The organism is Pseudomonadota bacterium (assembly GCA_010028905.1).
GTDB lineage: Bacteria > Vulcanimicrobiota > Xenobia > RGZZ01 > RGZZ01 > RGZZ01.
Map to the genome: position 1 here is coordinate 1 of RGZZ01000011.1, position 17,318 is coordinate 17,318.

Genomic DNA, 17,318 nt, shown 5'->3' on the forward strand with positions numbered 1-17,318 from the left:
GACCAGACGCCCTGAAGGCGATGCGCACCTTCGACCTTGCGAAGGTCGAGCTCAGCCCCGCCGTGCTTGCCCGCACGTGTGTCGAGGAAGCCTCGACCCGGCAGGACGTGCTCCCCACCATGTCCGCCATCGATACCGCCGCCATGCCCGCCGTGGCGGAGGCGTTCAGCGCGCTGGGAACCGCTTTGAAAGCCCACCCCGAGACCTCGGCCGCAGTGGCGGCCCACGCCGACGCCTCAACCCCGTTCGACGCGTTCCGCGACGCCACAGACTTCCTTCGACGCGTGTCTTCTGACGACCACGTCGCTGAACCGGTTCGCAGCGCGGCCCTGCAGGCAGAGACTGCAGTGACGGGTGCCATCCTCGCTGAGCAGCATGCTCCGCAGAACCCGGGGGCGCATGGTCTCACCATCGAGGCCAGCTCCAAGGGGTTGCCAGAGGGGTACGCAGAGACGCGATTCGCCAGAGAGACCGGATGGGGCGACGCTCTGGTGGCCTTGCAGCAAGCCCCTCCCACCAGCAGCTGATCTGAGGCGTCAGGCTTCCTGCGTGCGCGCCTGACTCTCCGTGGCGGGTCTCCGCGCGGTGACCAGAAGGCTGGTCTTGAAGACCCCCACGGGCCAGTGACGGGTTGCCCTATCGAGGACCTCCATCGCTGAAACAAACCCGGAAAGGCGTCGCGCCAGCCAGTTGAAGGTGCGATTGGGCATGATCTTCAGCGCCAGCAGACTGGTCTCGACCACACGCAGCCCCTTGCGCCGCAGCAGATCGTGCAGCTCGTCGGTGCTCACCTCGTGGAAGTGGGTCTTCACCTGGAACGCCGCAAGATCGACGTCGGCGTCCTCGAGCTCGTCGATGCCGCGATGCTCCAGGCGATCCTCGAGATAGAGCGCGATCGCTCTGGGGAGGATTCGGCGTAGCATCGGCGCGACACGCCGACCGTTCGGCGTGGTGATGACCAGCAGCCCTCCCGGGCGCAGCAGGCGCGAGAGGCGACCCACGGTCGCGTCGAGATCGTAGACGTGCTCGAGCACCTCGATGCACGTGATGCAATCGAAAGTCCCCTCGTCAGCTTGATCGAGGAACCCATCGTCAAGCGTGTGGAACTCGGTTCGGCTCTCGCCATCGAAGCGCCCCCGGTTCTCGGCGATGATGGCCGAGGAGATGTCCATCCCCACCCGCCAGGCGCCGCGGGTCTCCACGAGATCCTTGAAGAGATGGGCGGGTCCGCACCCGTAATCGAGCCATCGCGCGTCAGCAGAGCGAAGCCGCGGCGTGATGATCTCGGCAAGCAGGCGATTCTTGACGGCGTCGTTGTAGCGATCGGAAGGGGAATATCCCACACGCTGCGCGCGATCGCGCACCTTCTCGAACCACAGGTCGTAATAGGCGCCGAGAACGCCTTGATCGGGACGAATCGGTTGATGCACGGGTCGCGGCCTCTCGTGGGGTCGAGATTCGACCCCAGGCAGAGGGCCGTGACAGTGAGGTACCCGTGGCCGCGCGCGACGAAACCGGTCGAGACGACCTGCATACCTCGTTCAGCGCGGCTTGAGGCGCGGCTGGGCAAACCGTGGGTGCAGCTTCGGCGAAGGGGTGTGCGGCGGCGTCTCGTCGAGCAGGCGAATCACCTCATCGATGGCACGCTCGAGCTGCGCGTCGTGCGAGCGGGCGTAGTCTTGAGGCGCGTTCTCGATCTCGATGTCCGGATCGGTGCCGTAGTTCTCGATCTGCCACCCCACGTCGTCGAAGAAAAACGAGAACTCCGGCTGTGTCGTCACGGTACCGTCGGCCAAGGTGTGGCGAGGCCAGATGCCGATGACCCCACCCCACGTGCGCACGCCGAGCAGCGGCCCCAGCTTGAGCATCTTGAACGCGTGGCTGAACATGTCGCCATCAGACCCCGCGTGCTCGTTGGTCAGGGCCGCCATGGGGCCGCGGGGAGATTCCTGGGGATAGGGAACGGGCGCGCCCCAGCGCGGGAAATCGTAGCCCAGGCGACGCCGTGCGAGCTTCTCGAGCAACAGGCCGGAGACATTTCCCCCGCCATTGAAGCGCACGTCGATCAAGAGCCCTTCGCGATCGTACTCGACCAGATAGGCGCGGTGGAACTCCGCGAAGCCCTCGGCGCTCATGTCGGGGATGTGGATGTATCCCACCCGCCCGGACGTTCGCTCGTGAACGCGCCGGCGCTTCTCGTTGACCCAATCGCGATAGCGGGCCGAGCGCTCGTTCGTGAGCGCCTTCACGGTGACCGTGCGCACCTCCTGACCCCGCTGCACCAGGAGCTCCACCTCGCTTCCTCCCAGGTTCACGAGCCGTGCTCCCGGAGGGGTTCGGTGCCCCACCGACTGACCGTTGATGGCGAGCACCACGTCACCCGACCTCAGGTTGGCGGCGGGCGCCGCCAGCGATGACGTGGAACGTGCGTCCCACGGATCCCCTTCGATGATCCGGTGGATGACGCATCGACCTTCCTCATCAACCGCCCAGTCCACCCCTAAGAAGCCCTGGCGATAATCCGGTGCGGGTCGATACTCCCCACCGTATTCGTAGGCGTGGGAGGTTCCCAGCTCTCCTTGGAGCTCCCACAGCAGATCGGAGAACTCTGACCGCGTGGCCACGCGATCGACAAGCGGGCGATACCGATCGTACACCGCGTCCCAATCGATGCCACACATGTCGGCCACCCAGAAGTGCTCTCTCTGCAGGCGCCACGCTTCACGAAACATCTGGCGCCACTCCGTGCTGGGTCGTGTCGACACCTTGACGCGGTCGAGATCGATCCAGCCGCTCTGCCGACTCGGCTTGCTGCCATCCTTGGCACCGCTCTTGCTCTCTGGAGGCTTGTCTCCCGCCTTCAAGACACGCAGGCGCGAACCCGATCGATAGACCAGGGTCTTTCGATCCATCGAGAGACCGAAGCTGCTGATGCCGTCGACCAGGCGCTCCTGTTTCTGGTTCTCGAAGTCATAGCACTCGAGGATGCCTCTGGGTCCGCCCCCTTCGGTGTCGGTCAGCCTGCGCGCACCCTCGACAGGAAACCAGGAGAAGACAGCTTTCTTGTCGAGCCCGACAATCGCGCTGTAACGCGCTTCAGCAACAGGAAACGCCACCACGCGGCGAGACAGTCCGTCGAGGTCGATGCGCATCCGGTCTTCGCTCTCTGCGAGCACATCTTCATCGAGACGCGCATCGCCCGCACCGATGACATCGCCCGCCGGCTCAGGCAGATCAGAAGGCTTCTTCTTCGCACCCTCGTCCTTCTTCTTGTCCGGGCTGAGCGGCCTGGGAAGCGGAACGAAGGGTGATGGAACATCTTCGCGCAAGGTCACGAGAAACGGTCGCGCGCCACGCGGAAATCCCAGATCGAACTGCATCTGATCGTGGACCGGATCGAAGTCGCGCTGACCGATGAAGTACAGGTAGCGCCCCTTCGGATCGAACGCGGGATTGAAATCGTGCAGCACGGGCGAGGTGGCGTCGTATGTCTCTCCGGTCTCCACGCGACACAGCTTTATCTTCGTGGTCTGCAGGCTGTCGGGAAACCCGTAGGCTACCCAGGCGCCATCCGGCGACCAGGCGACGCCCGCGATGCGCCCGTGGCCACTCGTGTCAAGAACCCGGGCCGTGGGAGGCGCTGCCTCGAGATCAACCAGCATCAGCTCATTCCGGTGGTTGGTGACGATCACGCGATCATGCGCAGGAGAGGCCTCGATCAGGAGCATGCGACCCAGATCGAGGTCGTCGAGGCGCTGCGATTCCAGCGGAGCGCCATCCTGGGGCGCGGCGAAACGCACCAACCGCTCGTGCGGGCTCTCGTCTGAGGCGGCGGCCACCAGCCGCTGACCATCTCGAAGCCAGGTCAGCAGGCGATAGCGAACGCCCTCCGGATCTCCGAGCTGGCGCACTGCGCCCTCCCAGTTCGAGAGCACGAAGGCCTTGCCACGAGAGGTCAGTGCGAGTCCGCTGCCATCCGGCTCGAGATCGACGCTGTGCAGATAACGCCCAGGAGAGACGAATCGTCGGTTGCGCTGCGTACGCGAGGTCGACAAGACGAGATCGACGCGTCGAGCCTGATCTTGCGCGGGATCGAGTACGTAGATGTCTGCGCCCGCGTGGTAGACGAGACGCTTCCCATCGGTGGAGAGCGCGCGTGCGTAGAACTCTTCGTGATCGGTGTGGCGTCTCACGTCGCTGCCGTCAGCCTGACACGAGTACACGTTACCGACGCCTTCGTGATCAGCGATGAAGAAGATGCGGTCATCGACCCAGCACGGGCTGGCCAGGTTCCCCTCGAGCGATCGCAGACGCACGTAGGCGCCGTCTCCGTGTGCATCGACCCAGATCTGTCCGATGGTGCCTCCGCGATATCGCTTCCAACGGGCAGGTTCCGCGGTGTTGCGCCCGATCAGCGACATCCCCTGCGGACCGAACGACAGCGCACTTGCAGGGCCCAGGGGGAGCCGTTGGGGGAGAAGATCTCCCGGACCGACGGTGTAGAGCCATTCATCTCGTCGAAACGCGCGTTCAGCCGCCGACGCATAGACGATGGACGCCCCGTCACGCGTCCATCCGCAGACCCGACAAGGGGTTCCCTGATAGGTGAGCCGCTCTGCCTCTCCCCCGTGAACAGGCATGCAATAGACCTCTGCCGGGCCTTCTTCTCTCCCGACAAATGCCAGCTTCGTGCCATCCGGCGAGAAGCATGGGGTAGAGACCTCGCCAACCCCTGCGGTGATTCTCCAGGCGCGTCCTCCATCTGCGGAAACCGTCCAGAGATCGTCTTCCGCCACGAACACGATGTCGTTGCCCCAGATCGCGGGGTGACGCAGATATCCGGCAGTGGTCACGGCCAGGCCTCCATTCTCGAGCACATCAATCAATCTGTGTCTGCGCTGGCGAGCACCCACTGCTCTACCGCTGCTCCGATCACGGGCACGCGAAACACGTCACCGCGTCCCGCGCGCCACGCAAACGCGAGGAACAGGCAGAAGCAGAAGAGCAGCGCGATGAGCCACGCGACGAAGATACCCGTCAGAAACGCACCGAACCAGAGCGATTCAGGTGTGATGCGACGAAACACGAACCCGAGCATCAAGGTGAAAACAAGGAAAGCTGTACTGGTGACCGCTCCGAACGCAAAGGCCTGCACGAGATGAAAGCGCAGCCAGGTCTCGTGTCGCTCAGCTCGCAAGAGCATGAGAGGGGGGTGCACCGGCCAGAAGATGTACCCCGCGGCGGCGGTCATGAGCGCGCCGTTGTCAACAGGTGGAACGAGTGCGGGGGCATCGTATTCGAAGTGGGTAGGCATCTCGACGATCACATTCACAGGTCGTGACCGCGGCCCCTTCTCACGGGAGAGGCGCAAAAAAAGCTGGCCCGGGTGGGTGACACGAACCGGGAACCCCCACGGCACACAGAGAGAGCTGCTTACCGCTGCTACCTTCCGGTCCTGACGGGGTTCACAGACTGCTGTTGCGTGGGACCCGATTCATGCCACTTACCTGGGCCAGCTCTGGCGGAGAGAGAGGGATTCGAACCCTCGAGACGGGGATAAGCCGCCTACTCGATTTCCAATCGAGCGCCTTCGACCAGCTCAGCCATCTCTCCAAGGAGCCGAGAGGATCTCGCCTCTCGTCACGACCGCAGCAGGCGGCTGTCGACGCCTGTTGCGAAACGTGATTCGTATTCAGTTGGATTGGCGGAGAGAGAGGGATTTGAACCCCCGAGACGGGTGTTTATGCCGCCTACTCGATTTCGAGTCGAGCGCTTTCAACCACTCAGCCATCTCTCCGAGGCCGTATAAATCCGGGTCAGTGCACGCGGCGTCGCGCGAAGAATATGCGCATCAGCTGTGCACATTCGTCAGCGCGGATGCCGCTCACCACGTCGAGGTGATGTGGCAGCCCCGGGTAGTCAGCCAGGTTCAGCACGGTTCCTGCAGCGCCCGCGCGCGGATCTGCAGCCCCGTACACCAGACGCTTGACCCTGACCGATAGCATGGCACCCACGCACATCGGACACGGTTCGAGCGTCACATAGACCGTCGCCCCGTCGAACCGCCAGTCTCTGCGAGAGCGCGCAGCCCTTCTCAGAGCCACGATCTCTGCGTGACCTGCGACGTCGTTGCATGCTTCGCGCACGTTTCGACCTCGACTGATCACCTGGCCGCCGATGACGACCACCGCGCCGACCGGCACCTCACCTGCGCGCTCTGCTCGGCGAGCCTGCTCGAGCGCCAGCTTCATGAACCCGTCGTCGTGGGGAAGGGGCCTTCCGTCAAGGAACTGGCGCGCCCGAGTGGGCTCGAACCACCAACCTTCGCCTTCGGAGGGCGACACTCTATCCATTGAGCTACGGGCGCCTGAACCTTTGTGGCGGAGAGACTGGGATTCGAACCCAGGGTAGGGATTTAGGCCCCTACAAACGCTTAGCAGGCGTTCGCCTTCGACCTCTCGGCCATCTCTCCACATGGGCAGCTTTGCAGGTCGCCCTGCCGAACCGCCGCTTATTCTACCATGACCCTGCCTGGCATGGCAAGTGCCTCACACAGGCAGGGTCTCAATGCGCATCACGACGCAGATCGAACCCTATACCCCAGCCCCCACTGCCGCCGTCTCCTTGATTCGAACCGGCATGATCAGGTAGAGAAGGTCGTCGGCGTTGACCGGCTTCATCATCGCCATGCTCAGGGGATCATTGAGAAGGAAGCGTATCTCCTCGCCCGTGGCGTTGCTCACGCAATCGAGCAGATATCGACCGTTGAAGGCGATGGTGATGGGTTCGCCATCAAGACGAACCGGAAGCTCTTCGCAGGCCTGACCCACGTCTGGCGTGTTCGAGCGAATCGACATGCTGTCGCCCGTGATCTCGAGACGAAGCAGCCGCGGAGAGTCTTTTTCCTGCGCCATGATGAGAGCGCGACGCACCGCTCCCAGCAGCTGCTCTCGATGCACGTAGACCGTGCGCGAGAAAGACTTCGGGATGATGGCCTCACAGTCGGGAAAGCGACCCTCTTCGAGCAGGCGCGCCACGAGCTGGATGTTGCCAAAGCGGAAGAAGACCTGGCCGGGCGATGGCGTGATCTCGAGCGAGGTGTTGTCATCTCCCAGCAACCGCTGCAGCTCGCCCATGGCGCGTCCGGGAATGATGGACTTGTAGGACGTGGTCACCTGCGACCCGTCAAAGGTGCGCTGCACACGCGCCAGGCGACGGCCATCGGTGGTGACCAGCATGGCCTTGTCGGGCTCGATCTGCGTGAGAATGCCCGTGAGCACCACCCGGGTCTCTTCTGGCGGTGCAACGGCGAACTGCACGCTGCGCACCATGTCGCGAAACGCGTCGCCCGAGACCACGAGGGTGGAATCTCCCTCGGGCTGGGGCAGCACGGGAAACTCGTCGGCAGAGAAGGTGTTGATGCGAAAGTTCGAGCCCTTCGCCTTCAGCTCGAGCTGATTGCCCTTGATCATCTCGAGCGAGATCTCGGTCTGGGGCAGCTGGGTGATGATCTCTCCGAGCAGGCGTGCGGGTGCGGTGAAGGCGCCGGCCGTGATGACCTCCGCCTTGACCTGGCACTCGATGACCATCTCGAGATCTGTTGCAGAGAAGTGCAGCGCACCATTCTCCGCGCGCACCAGCAGATGGCTGAGAATGGGCAGGGGACTCTTCGGGTTGACCGCCTTGGAGGCGGTGAGAATGCCGCTCTCGAGGGCTTTTCGATCGCAGACCACTTTCATGGGTGAGGCGCTCCTTCTTCCTGGATGTTTGAGGATCTTGATGCTGTGGAAAGATGAGGATGACATGGGGGTGGGAAGATGGTCAGGTCATGGTTCTCCATGATGAGATCATGATGTTCATGGTAGATCTAGTAGGGGCTGTGGACGGTGTGAAGAACTCATTTCATCGCTTGTTCTACGCCATTTTTTGATGATTTTGCTGGTGGGTATCCTTGGGATTCGGCTCCGGTTCCGGTTCACAGTTCCGGAGCCGGAGAGATATCCGGACGCCTGGTTCCGGATGCGGTGTGACTTGTTCACCTCGTTTCACACGCGAACCGGATTTGTTCCTCACATCTCTCCGGAGAGACTTCCGGACCCACCCACACCCATTCACAGCGGTCATGCACGGTTTCCGGATTTCAATGTGACCTGAAAACCCCTTGGTAGCGATCTTCGCACGTGTATGTCTGGCCACCGCTGGAGCCACGCGCCATGAAAAAGACCAGAGACGAGTGGATGGCTCGCCTCTGGCTGTTTTGCAGATGGGAGATCAGGGCGGACGCTGCGGAAGCGCGAGGCGTATCACGTCAAGAGGGTTCTTTCAGGTTCTCGGTCAGGATCTCGATGTTGTCGCGTGTCGACGGGTCCTTGCTGTATCGTTCCTCGATCTGACGGCACGCGTGCATGACGGTGGTGTGATGCTTGCCACCGAACTCGTCGGCGATCTGCTTGAGCGAGCTCGAGGTATGCTCACGCGCGAGGTACATGGCGATCTGACGCGGGAACGCGAAGCGATGATCGCGACGCTCCCCCACCAGCTCATCGATCTTGATGCGGAAGTGCTCACACACGCGCTGCTGGATCATGCGTATCGTGATGGCGGTAGGCTTGATGTGCGGCAGTATCTGTGCGAGCGCCTGTGTGGCGGTCTGCATGTCGATGGGAAGGGCGTGGGTCGAGGCATAGGCGATGACACGGATCATGGCCCCTTCGAGGTCGCGGATGCTGCTGGGAAAGCGCTCGGCGATGAAAGCGATGACGTCGAGCGGTACGTTGATGTGATACTGCTCTGCCACCTTCTTTCGCAGGATGGCCTCGCGCGTCTCGAGATCGGGGGACTGGATGTCTGCGATGAGTCCTTGTGTGAAGCGAGAGCGCAATCGATCTTCCAGCGGACTGAGCTCGTGTGGCGGGCGATCGCTGGTGATCACGATCTGGCGGTTGCTGCTGTGGAGCTCGTTGAAGGTATGGAAGAACTCTTCCTGGGTGCGCTCCTTGTTGATGAGGAACTGGATGTCATCGACGAGCAGCACGTCGACATTGCGGTACTTCTCGCGAAACGATGCCGTGCGCTTGTTGCCGAGCGATTCGATGAGGTCGTTCATGAACTGCTCGGTCGATACGTACACGATGCGCGCCTTGCGCTTGCGCTGCAGGATGCCGTGCCCGATGGCCTGCATGAGGTGGGTCTTGCCCAGACCCACCCCTCCGTACAGGAAGAGCGGGTTGTAGGCCCTGGCTGGGTTCTCGGAAACCGATCGGGCTGCCGCGTAGGCCAGCTGGTTGCTCGAGCCCTCAACGAAGGTGTCGAAGGTGTACTTGGGGTTCAGATAGATGTGCTGTGCTGTGCTCTCGCGCTGCAGCTCCAGGCGATCATCGCGCGATATTGTCGTGTCGCCTCGGGTCTCGCCATCGATCCACTCGACGCGAACCTGAACGCCAACGAGGCGCTCGAGTGAGACGCGAAGCTCACGTGCCAGGGTGGAGAGCATGGCGGGCTCTTCGTTCAACAGGTCAGAGAACTGACCCAGTCGCACGCGCACTGTGCTTCCATCGACCGAGACGAGCTGCATCTCTCTGAGGCAGGCCTGCCAGACCGGGCTTTCGAGTCGCTTTTCGATCTGCTCCTGGCACTTCTGCCAGACGCTGGCAATCTCCGACGGGGAAACGTACGTGTCTTCCCTCATGTGTGTAGGCTCCCTTGAAAATCGAACCAGAATGCGGATGGGTTTCTGAGGAGAGGCTTCGGGGGTGCGTACGACCACCGCCGACGCCTGGGGCTGCCATCGTGCTTCACACTGTGCGTCTCGGTCGGATGTGACGAAGTCCGCGCTGTCCTGCGACCCGTTGTAGCCATTGCCCACCGTGGGAACAAACGAGCGGATCCAGGATCTGACCTGTGCTCCGCCTGCTGTCTCCCCCCTCACGACGTGGGTCGAGCATCTTCTGCTGGATCTGGCGCTCTCCTCTCACACGTTCATCCACTTATCCACAGTGCCCGTGAGGATGCTGTGGATAACTTTACCGGATGCGCATGAAATCGAGCAAAGAAAATTTCGTCAGATGCCGGATCACATTCAATTCCGGCCGGGTCTCGTCGACAGTCAAGTGCCCAGGCACCCATCGCTCTGGGGCATCTGGCCAGTGATTCGCGATCAGCTCGTAGAAGGAACCCTGTTTCAGGGAGGCGAACCCCGCCGCGCCGGAAGAACCGTTCAGAAGAGTTACCCACAGCATATGCACACCTGTGGATAAGTTAACAAACCGGCAACCTGCCTGACGGTGTGCCTGCGCCCCAGACAAGACCTCCGATTCACCGTCGGTGCGCGCGGGTCGGTCTGACGCAGCGCCAGGCGACAAGCCCGAGGCCACGTCTCTCCGCTGCGTGACCGGTGTCCCCGGCTTGACAGCCCGTTCTGCAACGGGATATAATCTAGTCCGCTCAAAACGGCATCTGTCTGCCTTCTGAACCCAGCCAGCGGGTCACCGTCCCAAGTGTTCGTAGCAGTCGCGCAGTGACTGACCTTGCGAAGGGGCGCTCCCAGACGACGAGACGCCGAGCGACGCGAGTATTCTGATGCGTATCGCATCCTGGAGGACCACATGAAAAGGACGTTCCAGCCCAAGAAGAAGGTGCGCAAGCGCGAGCATGGCTTCCTGGCGCGCATGGCCAGCTCTGGTGGCCGCAACGTGTTGCGCCGTCGGCGCGCGAAGGGACGCAAAAGGCTCACCGTCTAGTGCCCAGGGTCCCCAAGATCAAGCGAAACGCTGAGTTTCAGGCGATCTTTCGCAACGGGAAGATCTGGTCGAATGAGCTGGCTGTGCTCTATCTCACACGAGGAGCGCCTGACGCGTCTGCGCGGCTGGGCATCTGCGTGAGCAAGAAGCTTGGCAAGGCAACGGTTCGCAACCGCATCAAGCGCTTGATCCACGAGGTCTGCAGAGTGCGGTGGTCAAACCTGAAGCCTGGCGTCAACGTGATCTTCCTGGCGCGTCGAGGCGCACTCGAGAAGCCATTTGCGGCGGTGGAGCGGTCTATCGATGACCTCTTGCGCCGCTCTCGCGTTCTTGCGAACACGCCTGTGCCTGTCACCGCTCCAGCTTGATGCGGGGTCTCGTCATCGGCCTGATTCGGGCCTATCAGCGCGTCTCGCGCTTCACCCCACCGGTCTGCCGTTTCACTCCGACGTGCTCTGAATACGCCTGCCAGGCCATCACGCGTCACGGTTGTCTTCGCGGGGGCGGCTACGCGATCACGAGAATCCTCCGCTGCCATCCCTGGAATCCCGGGGGTTCCGATCCGGTCCCGTAGTCGGGACCGTTGGAGGCACAGGTGTCAGCATTCCTGTCCGAAATCTTCATGAGAACGCTCAACGGGCTGCAGGAGCATACCGGCAGCTACGCTTGGGCGATCGTCTTCTTCTCGGTCATCATCAAGGTGATGCTCTATCCGCTCACCCAGAAGCAGTACTCGTCGATGAAGGCGATGCAGGCGTTGCAGCCGGAGATCAAGCGTCTGCAGGCCAGGTACAAGGATGATCCCAAGAAGTTCAACGAGGCCCAGGCCGAGCTGTTCATGAAAGCGGGGGTCAACCCGCTCGGTGGGTGCCTGCCTCTTTTCATACAGATGCCTATCCTCTATGGCATCTATACGACCATCATGAACTTTCGTCACGTGTTCGAGGGTGAGCACGTCCGCTTTCTGTGGATCGGCGGCTGGCTGCCTGATCACTATCCGCAGTACTTTGCCAAGAACCTGGCCGGATCTGACGTCGCCCTGCTCTTCATGTACGGGCTCAGCATGTACCTGTCGCAGAAGCTCACGGTCACCGATCCAGCCACCGCGAAGCAGCAGGGAACCATGAACACGGTGATGCCGGTGATGCTCACCTGGATGCTCTGGTCGATGAAGCTCCCCTGCGCCATGGTGCTCTACTGGCTCATGTTCAACCTGCTCGGTCTCATCCAGCAGGCCCACATCATTCGGATGCCCGCACCGGTCATTGCGTCGTCAGGCGCGGCATCGAACCCATCCCGGACGACGACGCGCAAGAACCTGGGAGAGAAGAACGCATGAGAACGGTTGAAGAGTTCGGACGTACGGTCGAAGAGGCCCGGGAGAAGGCCTTCAAGTCCCTGGGAATCGGTGTGGCAGACGAAGCAGATGTCGACGTCGAGGTTCTCGACGAGGGCAGCCCTGGAAACGATCTCGGCTGGGGACGAAAGTTCGCGCGGGTGAAGGTCACTTGCCGCGATTCGTCCGCGCGCTTCGAGACTGATGTGGCACCGCCGGAGATCGATGACGAAGAGACCGAAGAGGCAGCTCCCGCCCCGGAGGTTCGCAAGAGCACGGGGCGCGCGGCTGCCCCGGCCGAGGCTCCGCGCAAACGAGGGAAGGGTGGCGCGCGCACGGGCGACGAAGCCCCGCCAGAGCGTTCGTCCGAGAAGGCACCTGCGGCTCGTCAGCGCACTGAGCGCAAGGGTCGTCGCGAAGCCCCCGTCTCTGAGATCGACGATGCGGCGCGTGATCTCGTCGAGAAGATCGTCGATCTCATGCAGCTTCACGTGAACATCGAGGAAGAAGAGTCGATGGATGGCCAGACGGTGCTGAACCTGGTCGGGCCAGACCAGAGCATCCTCATCGGCAAGCGCGGCCAGACCCTCGAGGCCCTGCAGTTCATCTGCAACCTCATCATCAACAAGGAGTCCACCGAGCGCCGTCGCATCCCGCTCGACGCCGGCAGCTATCGGCTGCGTCGTGAGAAGACCCTCAGCGACATGGCGCAGCGCCTGGCCCGTCGTTCACTCGAGGAGCGGGTGCAGATCGCGCTCGATCCCATGAACCCAGCCGAGCGACGCATCATTCACATGGCGCTCGCCGACGATCCGGATGTCGAGACCTTCTCTGAGGGCGAAGAGCCGGATCGGAAGGTCATCATCTCGCCGCGTCACTGAACGTGCATCGAGACGACACGATCTGCGCCATTGCAACGGCGCCAGGGGAAGGGGGCGTGGGCATCGTCCGCATCAGCGGGCCCGCGTCCCTTTCGATTCTCTGCGCGCTCTATCGTGGAGCCCGTGGAGGTCGCCGCACCGACTGGCCCTCACATCGGCTGCTGCTGGGCCACGTGGTCGATCCCGACAGCGGGGAGGCCATCGATCAGGTGCTGGCCGTCTACATGCCTGCCCCTCGTTCGTACACGGGAGAAGACGTGGCCGAGCTGCACGGGCACGGCGGCGCCGCCTCGCTGCGACGCATCGTCGACGTCGCGCTTCGGCTCGGCGCGCGTGTTCCCGATCCGGGCGAGTTCACGCAACGCGCATTCTTGAACGGTCGCATCGATCTCGCTCAGGCGGAGGCGGTCATCGATGTCATTCGCGCACGCACCGATGTATCGCTGCGCGCCGCCATGGGGCAGTTCGGCGGCAAGCTGTCTGCCCGGGTGCGGGCGCTGACCGATCAGCTGCTCGACTGGATCGCCCAGCTCGAGGCCACCCTCGATTTCCCGGAAGACGATATCCCCTCAGTCTCCACAGATCGGCTGCTGCGTGGCGCAGACGAGGTCCTGGAGGGGCTCGAGGCGCTGCTGGCGCGCGCTGAGCAGGGACGCGTCCTGCGTGACGGGGTGCGCGTGGCCATCGTGGGAACTCCCAACGTGGGGAAGTCGTCGCTGCTGAATGCGCTGCTGGGCGAGCAGCGGGCCATCGTCACCGAGGTTGCGGGTACGACGCGCGACAGCATCGAGGAGTGGCTCGACATCGACGGGGTGCCCATGCGGATCGTCGACACCGCGGGCATACGTGAGTCGACCGATCGCATCGAGGTGGAGGGCATCGATCGGGCCAGACGTCACCTCGAGAGCGCTGACCTCGTGCTGTTTGTGGTCGACGGGTCGCGGGCGCTCGGCGACGACGACCGATCGATTGCTGATCTGTCTGCCCAGCGCCCCCGAATCGTCGTGGTGAACAAGAGCGATCTCGATCTGGCTGCCGATGTGCAGGCGGTCGCGGAGCCCTGCGAGGTTGTGCGCATCAGTGCGCGCAGCGGTCACAACCTGACGTTGCTGCGCGCAGCGATGGTGACCAAGGTCGCTGGCGGCGTGGTGACGATCAGCGACGAGACGGTTGGGGGAAACCTCCGCCATCGCGATGCGCTCTACCGTGCACGCGAGCATGTTCGCAAGGCGCGCGAGACCGCGGCAGCCGGGCTTGCCGCTGATTTTGTCACCATCGACCTCAAAGCGGCGGTTGACGCCCTGGGTGAGATCACGGGCGCCAATATCACCGAAGAGGTGATCACGCGAATCTTCAGCCAGTTTTGTCTGGGGAAATAGGACGTCTCCCTGGGCGAGAGACGCATCGCTCTCGTCAAGGGGTTGCCGGCGTGCTCGACGGGGGCAGAGAGGTCGCAGCGGAGGGGCTCGCGGGGGGCGCCATCGGTGTGCCGGATGCGCTGACCGCGGGTACGGGGAGATGTGGCTGGTCAGATCCGAGATCGCTCTCTCGCACCAGATCGTGGGCTGCAAAAGCACCGCGCAGGGTGGCGCGCGGTGTCTCGAACCGCAGATCGACCGACCCGTCCAACGAGAGGTGGGTGACCCCGTCTCTCGATTTTCGCTCGGTGATGTGATCGACCCGCAGGGTCACGTTCCAGCGTGTCTCGATGACGTCAATCCTTCCGCTCGCTGCATCGATGCGCTGCAGCAGGGCGTATCGTATGGCGCAGTCCTTGGGGATGTTCCCATCGCGGGCCTGAAAGGTTCCTGGCTTAAGGCTAGCGGCGTCGATGAAGATCGCGAACATGCGCTCCGGAGCGCGTGGTGCAAACGGATCGAAGGTTCCATCGTGAACCGGAACATCTTGCTCGAATCCGAGCCACATGGCGTCCGGGTCCTGCCAGAGGAGCACTGTTCTCGCCTCGAAGGGGAGCCCGTCGATCTCCCCCTGGGGCACGCTTGAGCGTGTCGCCGTTGCGGCCGCCGACGGCGCAGGCCTCGCCGGCGAAGGAAGTGGCGGTGCTGCGCTGCACCCGTTCAGAACGGCTGTGAGCAGGGCTGCTGCGCTGAGAAGTGAGGGACATCGCACGGGTGAGCACTTCCACCTCAGGGCGTGGCTTCCTATGCGCGCTCCGGGCACGCTCACGAATCGCGCTCGGCTGGAAAGGGGTCGCGGCTGCCGAGCGTTGAGCGCGCATGGCCAGATGGGGGAGATTTGTCTGATATGGGGAAGTAGTCGGGTGCACGGAGGGGTTTGGGACATGCGCAACCACATTCGCCTGATGACGCTCTTTCTGCTCGTCGTGGCGCTCGATCTCAGCGGGGCAGCGCGCACCGCGTGGGGGCAGGAGAGGGTTCGGCATCTCTCGCTCACCTTTCATGGAGCCGCCGGCAAGGTGGGGGGGTCGTGCTTCCTGCTCGACGCCGATGGTGAGAAGGTGCTGCTCGACTGCGGCCTGGCCTTCGACGAGGAGGGCGATGACGGCGGTGTCAAGGGCGACACGACGAGCTTTCCCTTCGATCCGAAGTCGATCTCGGCGGTGGTGGTGAGTCACATCCACCTCGATCACGCGGGGGCTCTCCCCTTACTGGTCAAGCGCGGCTTTCGCGGGCGCATCCACGCCACACGGGTCACGCGCGAGCTGGCCGCCATCGCCCTGCAGAGCTGCTACCGATATGGTGATTTCGGTGTGGAGCCCTTCTACACGTCGGCGAGCAGCGGCAGGCGCTCATCTGCCGTACACTCGCGAGACGACTGCGACGCAGGTGCAAGAATGAAGGCGCGCACGACATTCCAGGCCCACCGCTCCGCGCTTGCTGCGCAGCATCAGCACATGTGCCGCACCTGCCTGCGTCTCGAGCTCGATGACGTGATGCGACTGTTCGTCGAGCATCCCTACCACGTGTCGTTCTCGATCACGTCTCATCTCACTGCCGTGTTGCAGCCGACGGGGCATCTTCCCGGATCGGCCATGACCACGGTGATCATGCAACGCGCCTCCGGAAAGTATCGTGTCATCTGGTCGGGCGATTACGGCGGCGGTACCCATCCCTTTCTCCCCGCTCCCGAGACGGTGGGCGAAGGTCAGGTGCTGCTGGTGGAATCGACCTACGGCGGCAACACCGACCCGGAGAGAGACCCGGCGCCGGCGTTCATCGCCGCTGTGGCTTCGGCGCTGAAGCAGGGCCGCCGCGTGCTCGTTCCCGCGTTCACCCTCGATCGCAGCCAGCGCGTTCTGGCGGCGCTCGCGCGAGGGCGGCGTGAAGGGGGGCTGCCCGAGGTGCCGGTCTACATCACGAGTCGCACCATCGACGCGTTCACGCGCGCCTACCAGGGCTTCTCCCGCGACCGCGCAACCTATGGCGAGTCGTTCAACGCGGCGTTCTTCGACGATCCGTTTCGTGGTCTGTCGTGGCGCATGCTGCGTTCGAAATCGATTCCACAGGGGCCGTCGGTGGTGGTGGCATCGTCGGCCGACGGCAGGTACGGGGCCTGCGCGGCGCTCCTGGAGCCCTACGTCACCGACCCTCGCGCGGCCATCATCAAGGTGGGATGGGCATCGCCGTCATCGCCCATGGGACGCCTCTACGCCGCGTCGCAGAAAGGGGCGCGCGAGGTCGAGCTTACATCGACGCAGCGCGTCAGCCTGCAGGCAAGCCTAGCTGCTGTGAGTCTGAGCGGGCATGGGCATGCATCGACGGTGGCCCGTCTCGCAACGGGCTGTCGCGGCCTGCAACGGCTCTTTCTGGTTCACGGCGAGCCGGATGGGCTGGCGAGGTTTGCGGCTTATCTGCGCACCCTGCTGCCGCGTTCAGTGCAGGTGCGCATCCCAGCGATGGGTGAGCGGGTCGAGCTCTTCTGAGCGATGGCGCTCGCCTTTGGCGCGAGAAGGTTCTCGTGTTCAAGCGGTCGAGAAGGCAGACGCGACCAGACAGGCGTGGCGTCGAGAGATCGCGAACTCCTGCGCGTATGCCGCTGATGTTCATCGAACGGTTGGACGGGCCTATAGATGAAGCAGCGTGGCGCGAGGCTGTCGAGCACGTGGGTGGCGTTCTTCTCGATGAGTCGCTCGATGTCGCGCTGCGTGATGAGGGCGGAGCCTGGACGCGGGCTCTGATCTGGAACGCGAGCAGCGCCGAGTTCTCGGTGATGCGCTACTGCGCGCCTTTCCGAGAGGGCATCGAAGCGATTGCGCGTGCGCTCTCAGCGGTGGTGGTCGATAATGACGGGGCTCGGTACCTCTAGTGCCGCAGGGGCAGCGCACGTCTGTGTCCCGTTCAGCAGCCGGTCGTGACGCGGCAGGGGTGCGCGTCTCCGTGA

General features: G+C 63.2%; 17 protein-coding genes, 4 tRNA genes and 1 other RNA gene. 9 read left to right on the forward strand and 13 right to left on the reverse strand.

All coding sequences use genetic code 11. From position 1 onward, the window contains the following. Positions 1–527, forward strand: a 527-nt coding sequence (locus tag EB084_01720; GenBank protein ID NDD26973.1) for a hypothetical protein, incomplete at its 5' end; no start/stop codon positions are given. 9 nt (positions 528–536) lie between these two features. On the opposite strand, the gene EB084_01725 is transcribed toward EB084_01720, so the two are convergent. From EB084_01725 to EB084_01780, 12 genes are all read right to left on the reverse strand, one after another. Next, positions 537–1,472 (reverse strand): class I SAM-dependent methyltransferase, encoded by a 936-nt coding sequence (locus EB084_01725; protein ID NDD26974.1) that lies wholly within the window; start codon positions 1,470–1,472, stop codon positions 537–539. A gap of 69 nt (positions 1,473–1,541) precedes the next feature. Next, on the reverse strand, positions 1,542–4,853 hold the full coding sequence (locus EB084_01730; protein NDD26975.1) for a peptidase: 3,312 nt from the start codon (positions 4,851–4,853) through the stop codon (positions 1,542–1,544). 29 nt (positions 4,854–4,882) lie between these two features. Next, on the reverse strand, positions 4,883–5,332 hold the full coding sequence (locus EB084_01735) for a hypothetical protein (GenBank protein ID NDD26976.1): 450 nt from the start codon (positions 5,330–5,332) through the stop codon (positions 4,883–4,885). A 63-nt stretch (positions 5,333–5,395) separates the two neighbouring features. Next, positions 5,396–5,495: signal recognition particle sRNA small type (ffs, locus tag EB084_01740), an RNA gene on the reverse strand. Positions 5,496–5,519: 24 nt separating this feature from the next. Beyond that, positions 5,520–5,613 (reverse strand) — tRNA-Ser (locus tag EB084_01745). Between the two features lie 89 nt (positions 5,614–5,702). Continuing rightward, positions 5,703–5,797, reverse strand: a tRNA-Ser gene (locus EB084_01750). Positions 5,798–5,816: 19 nt separating this feature from the next. Further along, complete coding sequence (locus EB084_01755) at positions 5,817–6,251, reverse strand: nucleoside deaminase (GenBank protein NDD26977.1); 435 nt, start codon at positions 6,249–6,251, stop codon at positions 5,817–5,819. 40 nt (positions 6,252–6,291) lie between these two features. After that, positions 6,292–6,367: transfer RNA gene (locus tag EB084_01760), tRNA-Arg, on the reverse strand. Between the two features lie 11 nt (positions 6,368–6,378). Further along, positions 6,379–6,472 (reverse strand) — tRNA-Ser (locus EB084_01765). Positions 6,473–6,593: 121 nt separating this feature from the next. After that, positions 6,594–7,805 carry a DNA polymerase III subunit beta gene (gene dnaN / locus EB084_01770; protein ID NDD26978.1) on the reverse strand — a complete coding sequence of 404 codons (1,212 nt, stop codon included), beginning with the start codon at positions 7,803–7,805 and terminating at the stop codon, positions 6,594–6,596. A gap of 503 nt (positions 7,806–8,308) precedes the next feature. Next, on the reverse strand, positions 8,309–9,688 hold the full coding sequence (dnaA, locus tag EB084_01775) for a chromosomal replication initiator protein DnaA (GenBank protein NDD26979.1): 1,380 nt from the start codon (positions 9,686–9,688) through the stop codon (positions 8,309–8,311). A 334-nt stretch (positions 9,689–10,022) separates the two neighbouring features. Then, complete coding sequence (locus EB084_01780) at positions 10,023–10,238, reverse strand: hypothetical protein (protein NDD26980.1); 216 nt, start codon at positions 10,236–10,238, stop codon at positions 10,023–10,025. Positions 10,239–10,604: 366 nt separating this feature from the next. On the opposite strand from EB084_01780, the gene EB084_01785 reads away from it, so the two are divergent. Genes EB084_01785 through mnmE form a run of 6 tightly spaced genes read left to right on the forward strand, consistent with a single transcriptional unit; the run spans position 10,605 to position 14,335 of the window. After that, the gene (locus EB084_01785) at positions 10,605–10,739 is read left to right on the forward strand and encodes a 50S ribosomal protein L34 (GenBank protein NDD26981.1); all 135 of its coding nucleotides are present in this window, start codon (positions 10,605–10,607) and stop codon (positions 10,737–10,739) included. Beyond that, on the forward strand, positions 10,739–11,107 hold the full coding sequence (gene rnpA / locus EB084_01790; GenBank protein ID NDD26982.1) for a ribonuclease P protein component: 369 nt from the start codon (positions 10,739–10,741) through the stop codon (positions 11,105–11,107). The genes EB084_01785 and rnpA overlap by 1 nt, the downstream gene beginning before the upstream one ends. After that, positions 11,107–11,313, forward strand: a complete 207-nt coding sequence (gene yidD / locus EB084_01795; GenBank protein ID NDD26983.1) for a membrane protein insertion efficiency factor YidD — start codon at positions 11,107–11,109, stop codon at positions 11,311–11,313. Before rnpA ends, yidD begins: the two co-directional genes overlap by 1 nt. Before the next feature lie 21 nt (positions 11,314–11,334). Beyond that, positions 11,335–12,078 carry a membrane protein insertase YidC gene (yidC, locus tag EB084_01800; GenBank protein NDD26984.1) on the forward strand — a complete coding sequence of 248 codons (744 nt, stop codon included), beginning with the start codon at positions 11,335–11,337 and terminating at the stop codon, positions 12,076–12,078. Then, the gene (locus EB084_01805; protein ID NDD26985.1) at positions 12,075–12,956 is read left to right on the forward strand and encodes a KH domain-containing protein; all 882 of its coding nucleotides are present in this window, start codon (positions 12,075–12,077) and stop codon (positions 12,954–12,956) included. Before yidC ends, EB084_01805 begins: the two co-directional genes overlap by 4 nt. Next, positions 12,953–14,335, forward strand: a complete 1,383-nt coding sequence (gene mnmE, locus EB084_01810; GenBank protein NDD26986.1) for a tRNA uridine-5-carboxymethylaminomethyl(34) synthesis GTPase MnmE — start codon at positions 12,953–12,955, stop codon at positions 14,333–14,335. The genes EB084_01805 and mnmE overlap by 4 nt, the downstream gene beginning before the upstream one ends. A 34-nt stretch (positions 14,336–14,369) precedes the next feature. Here mnmE and EB084_01815 read toward each other — a convergent pair whose 3' ends face one another. Beyond that, positions 14,370–14,882, reverse strand: coding sequence for a hypothetical protein (locus EB084_01815; protein ID NDD26987.1), 513 nt, complete (start codon positions 14,880–14,882; stop codon positions 14,370–14,372). On the opposite strand from EB084_01815, the gene EB084_01820 reads away from it, so the two are divergent. Beyond that, the gene (locus EB084_01820; GenBank protein ID NDD26988.1) at positions 14,881–16,860 is read left to right on the forward strand and encodes an MBL fold metallo-hydrolase; all 1,980 of its coding nucleotides are present in this window, start codon (positions 14,881–14,883) and stop codon (positions 16,858–16,860) included. The two genes, EB084_01815 and EB084_01820, sit on opposite strands and share 2 nt — an antisense overlap. A gap of 107 nt (positions 16,861–16,967) precedes the next feature. Then, a complete protein-coding gene (locus tag EB084_01825) occupies positions 16,968–17,243 on the forward strand; it encodes a hypothetical protein (GenBank protein ID NDD26989.1) in 276 nt (91 codons plus the stop codon). The last annotated feature ends 75 nt before the right edge of the window (positions 17,244–17,318 follow it).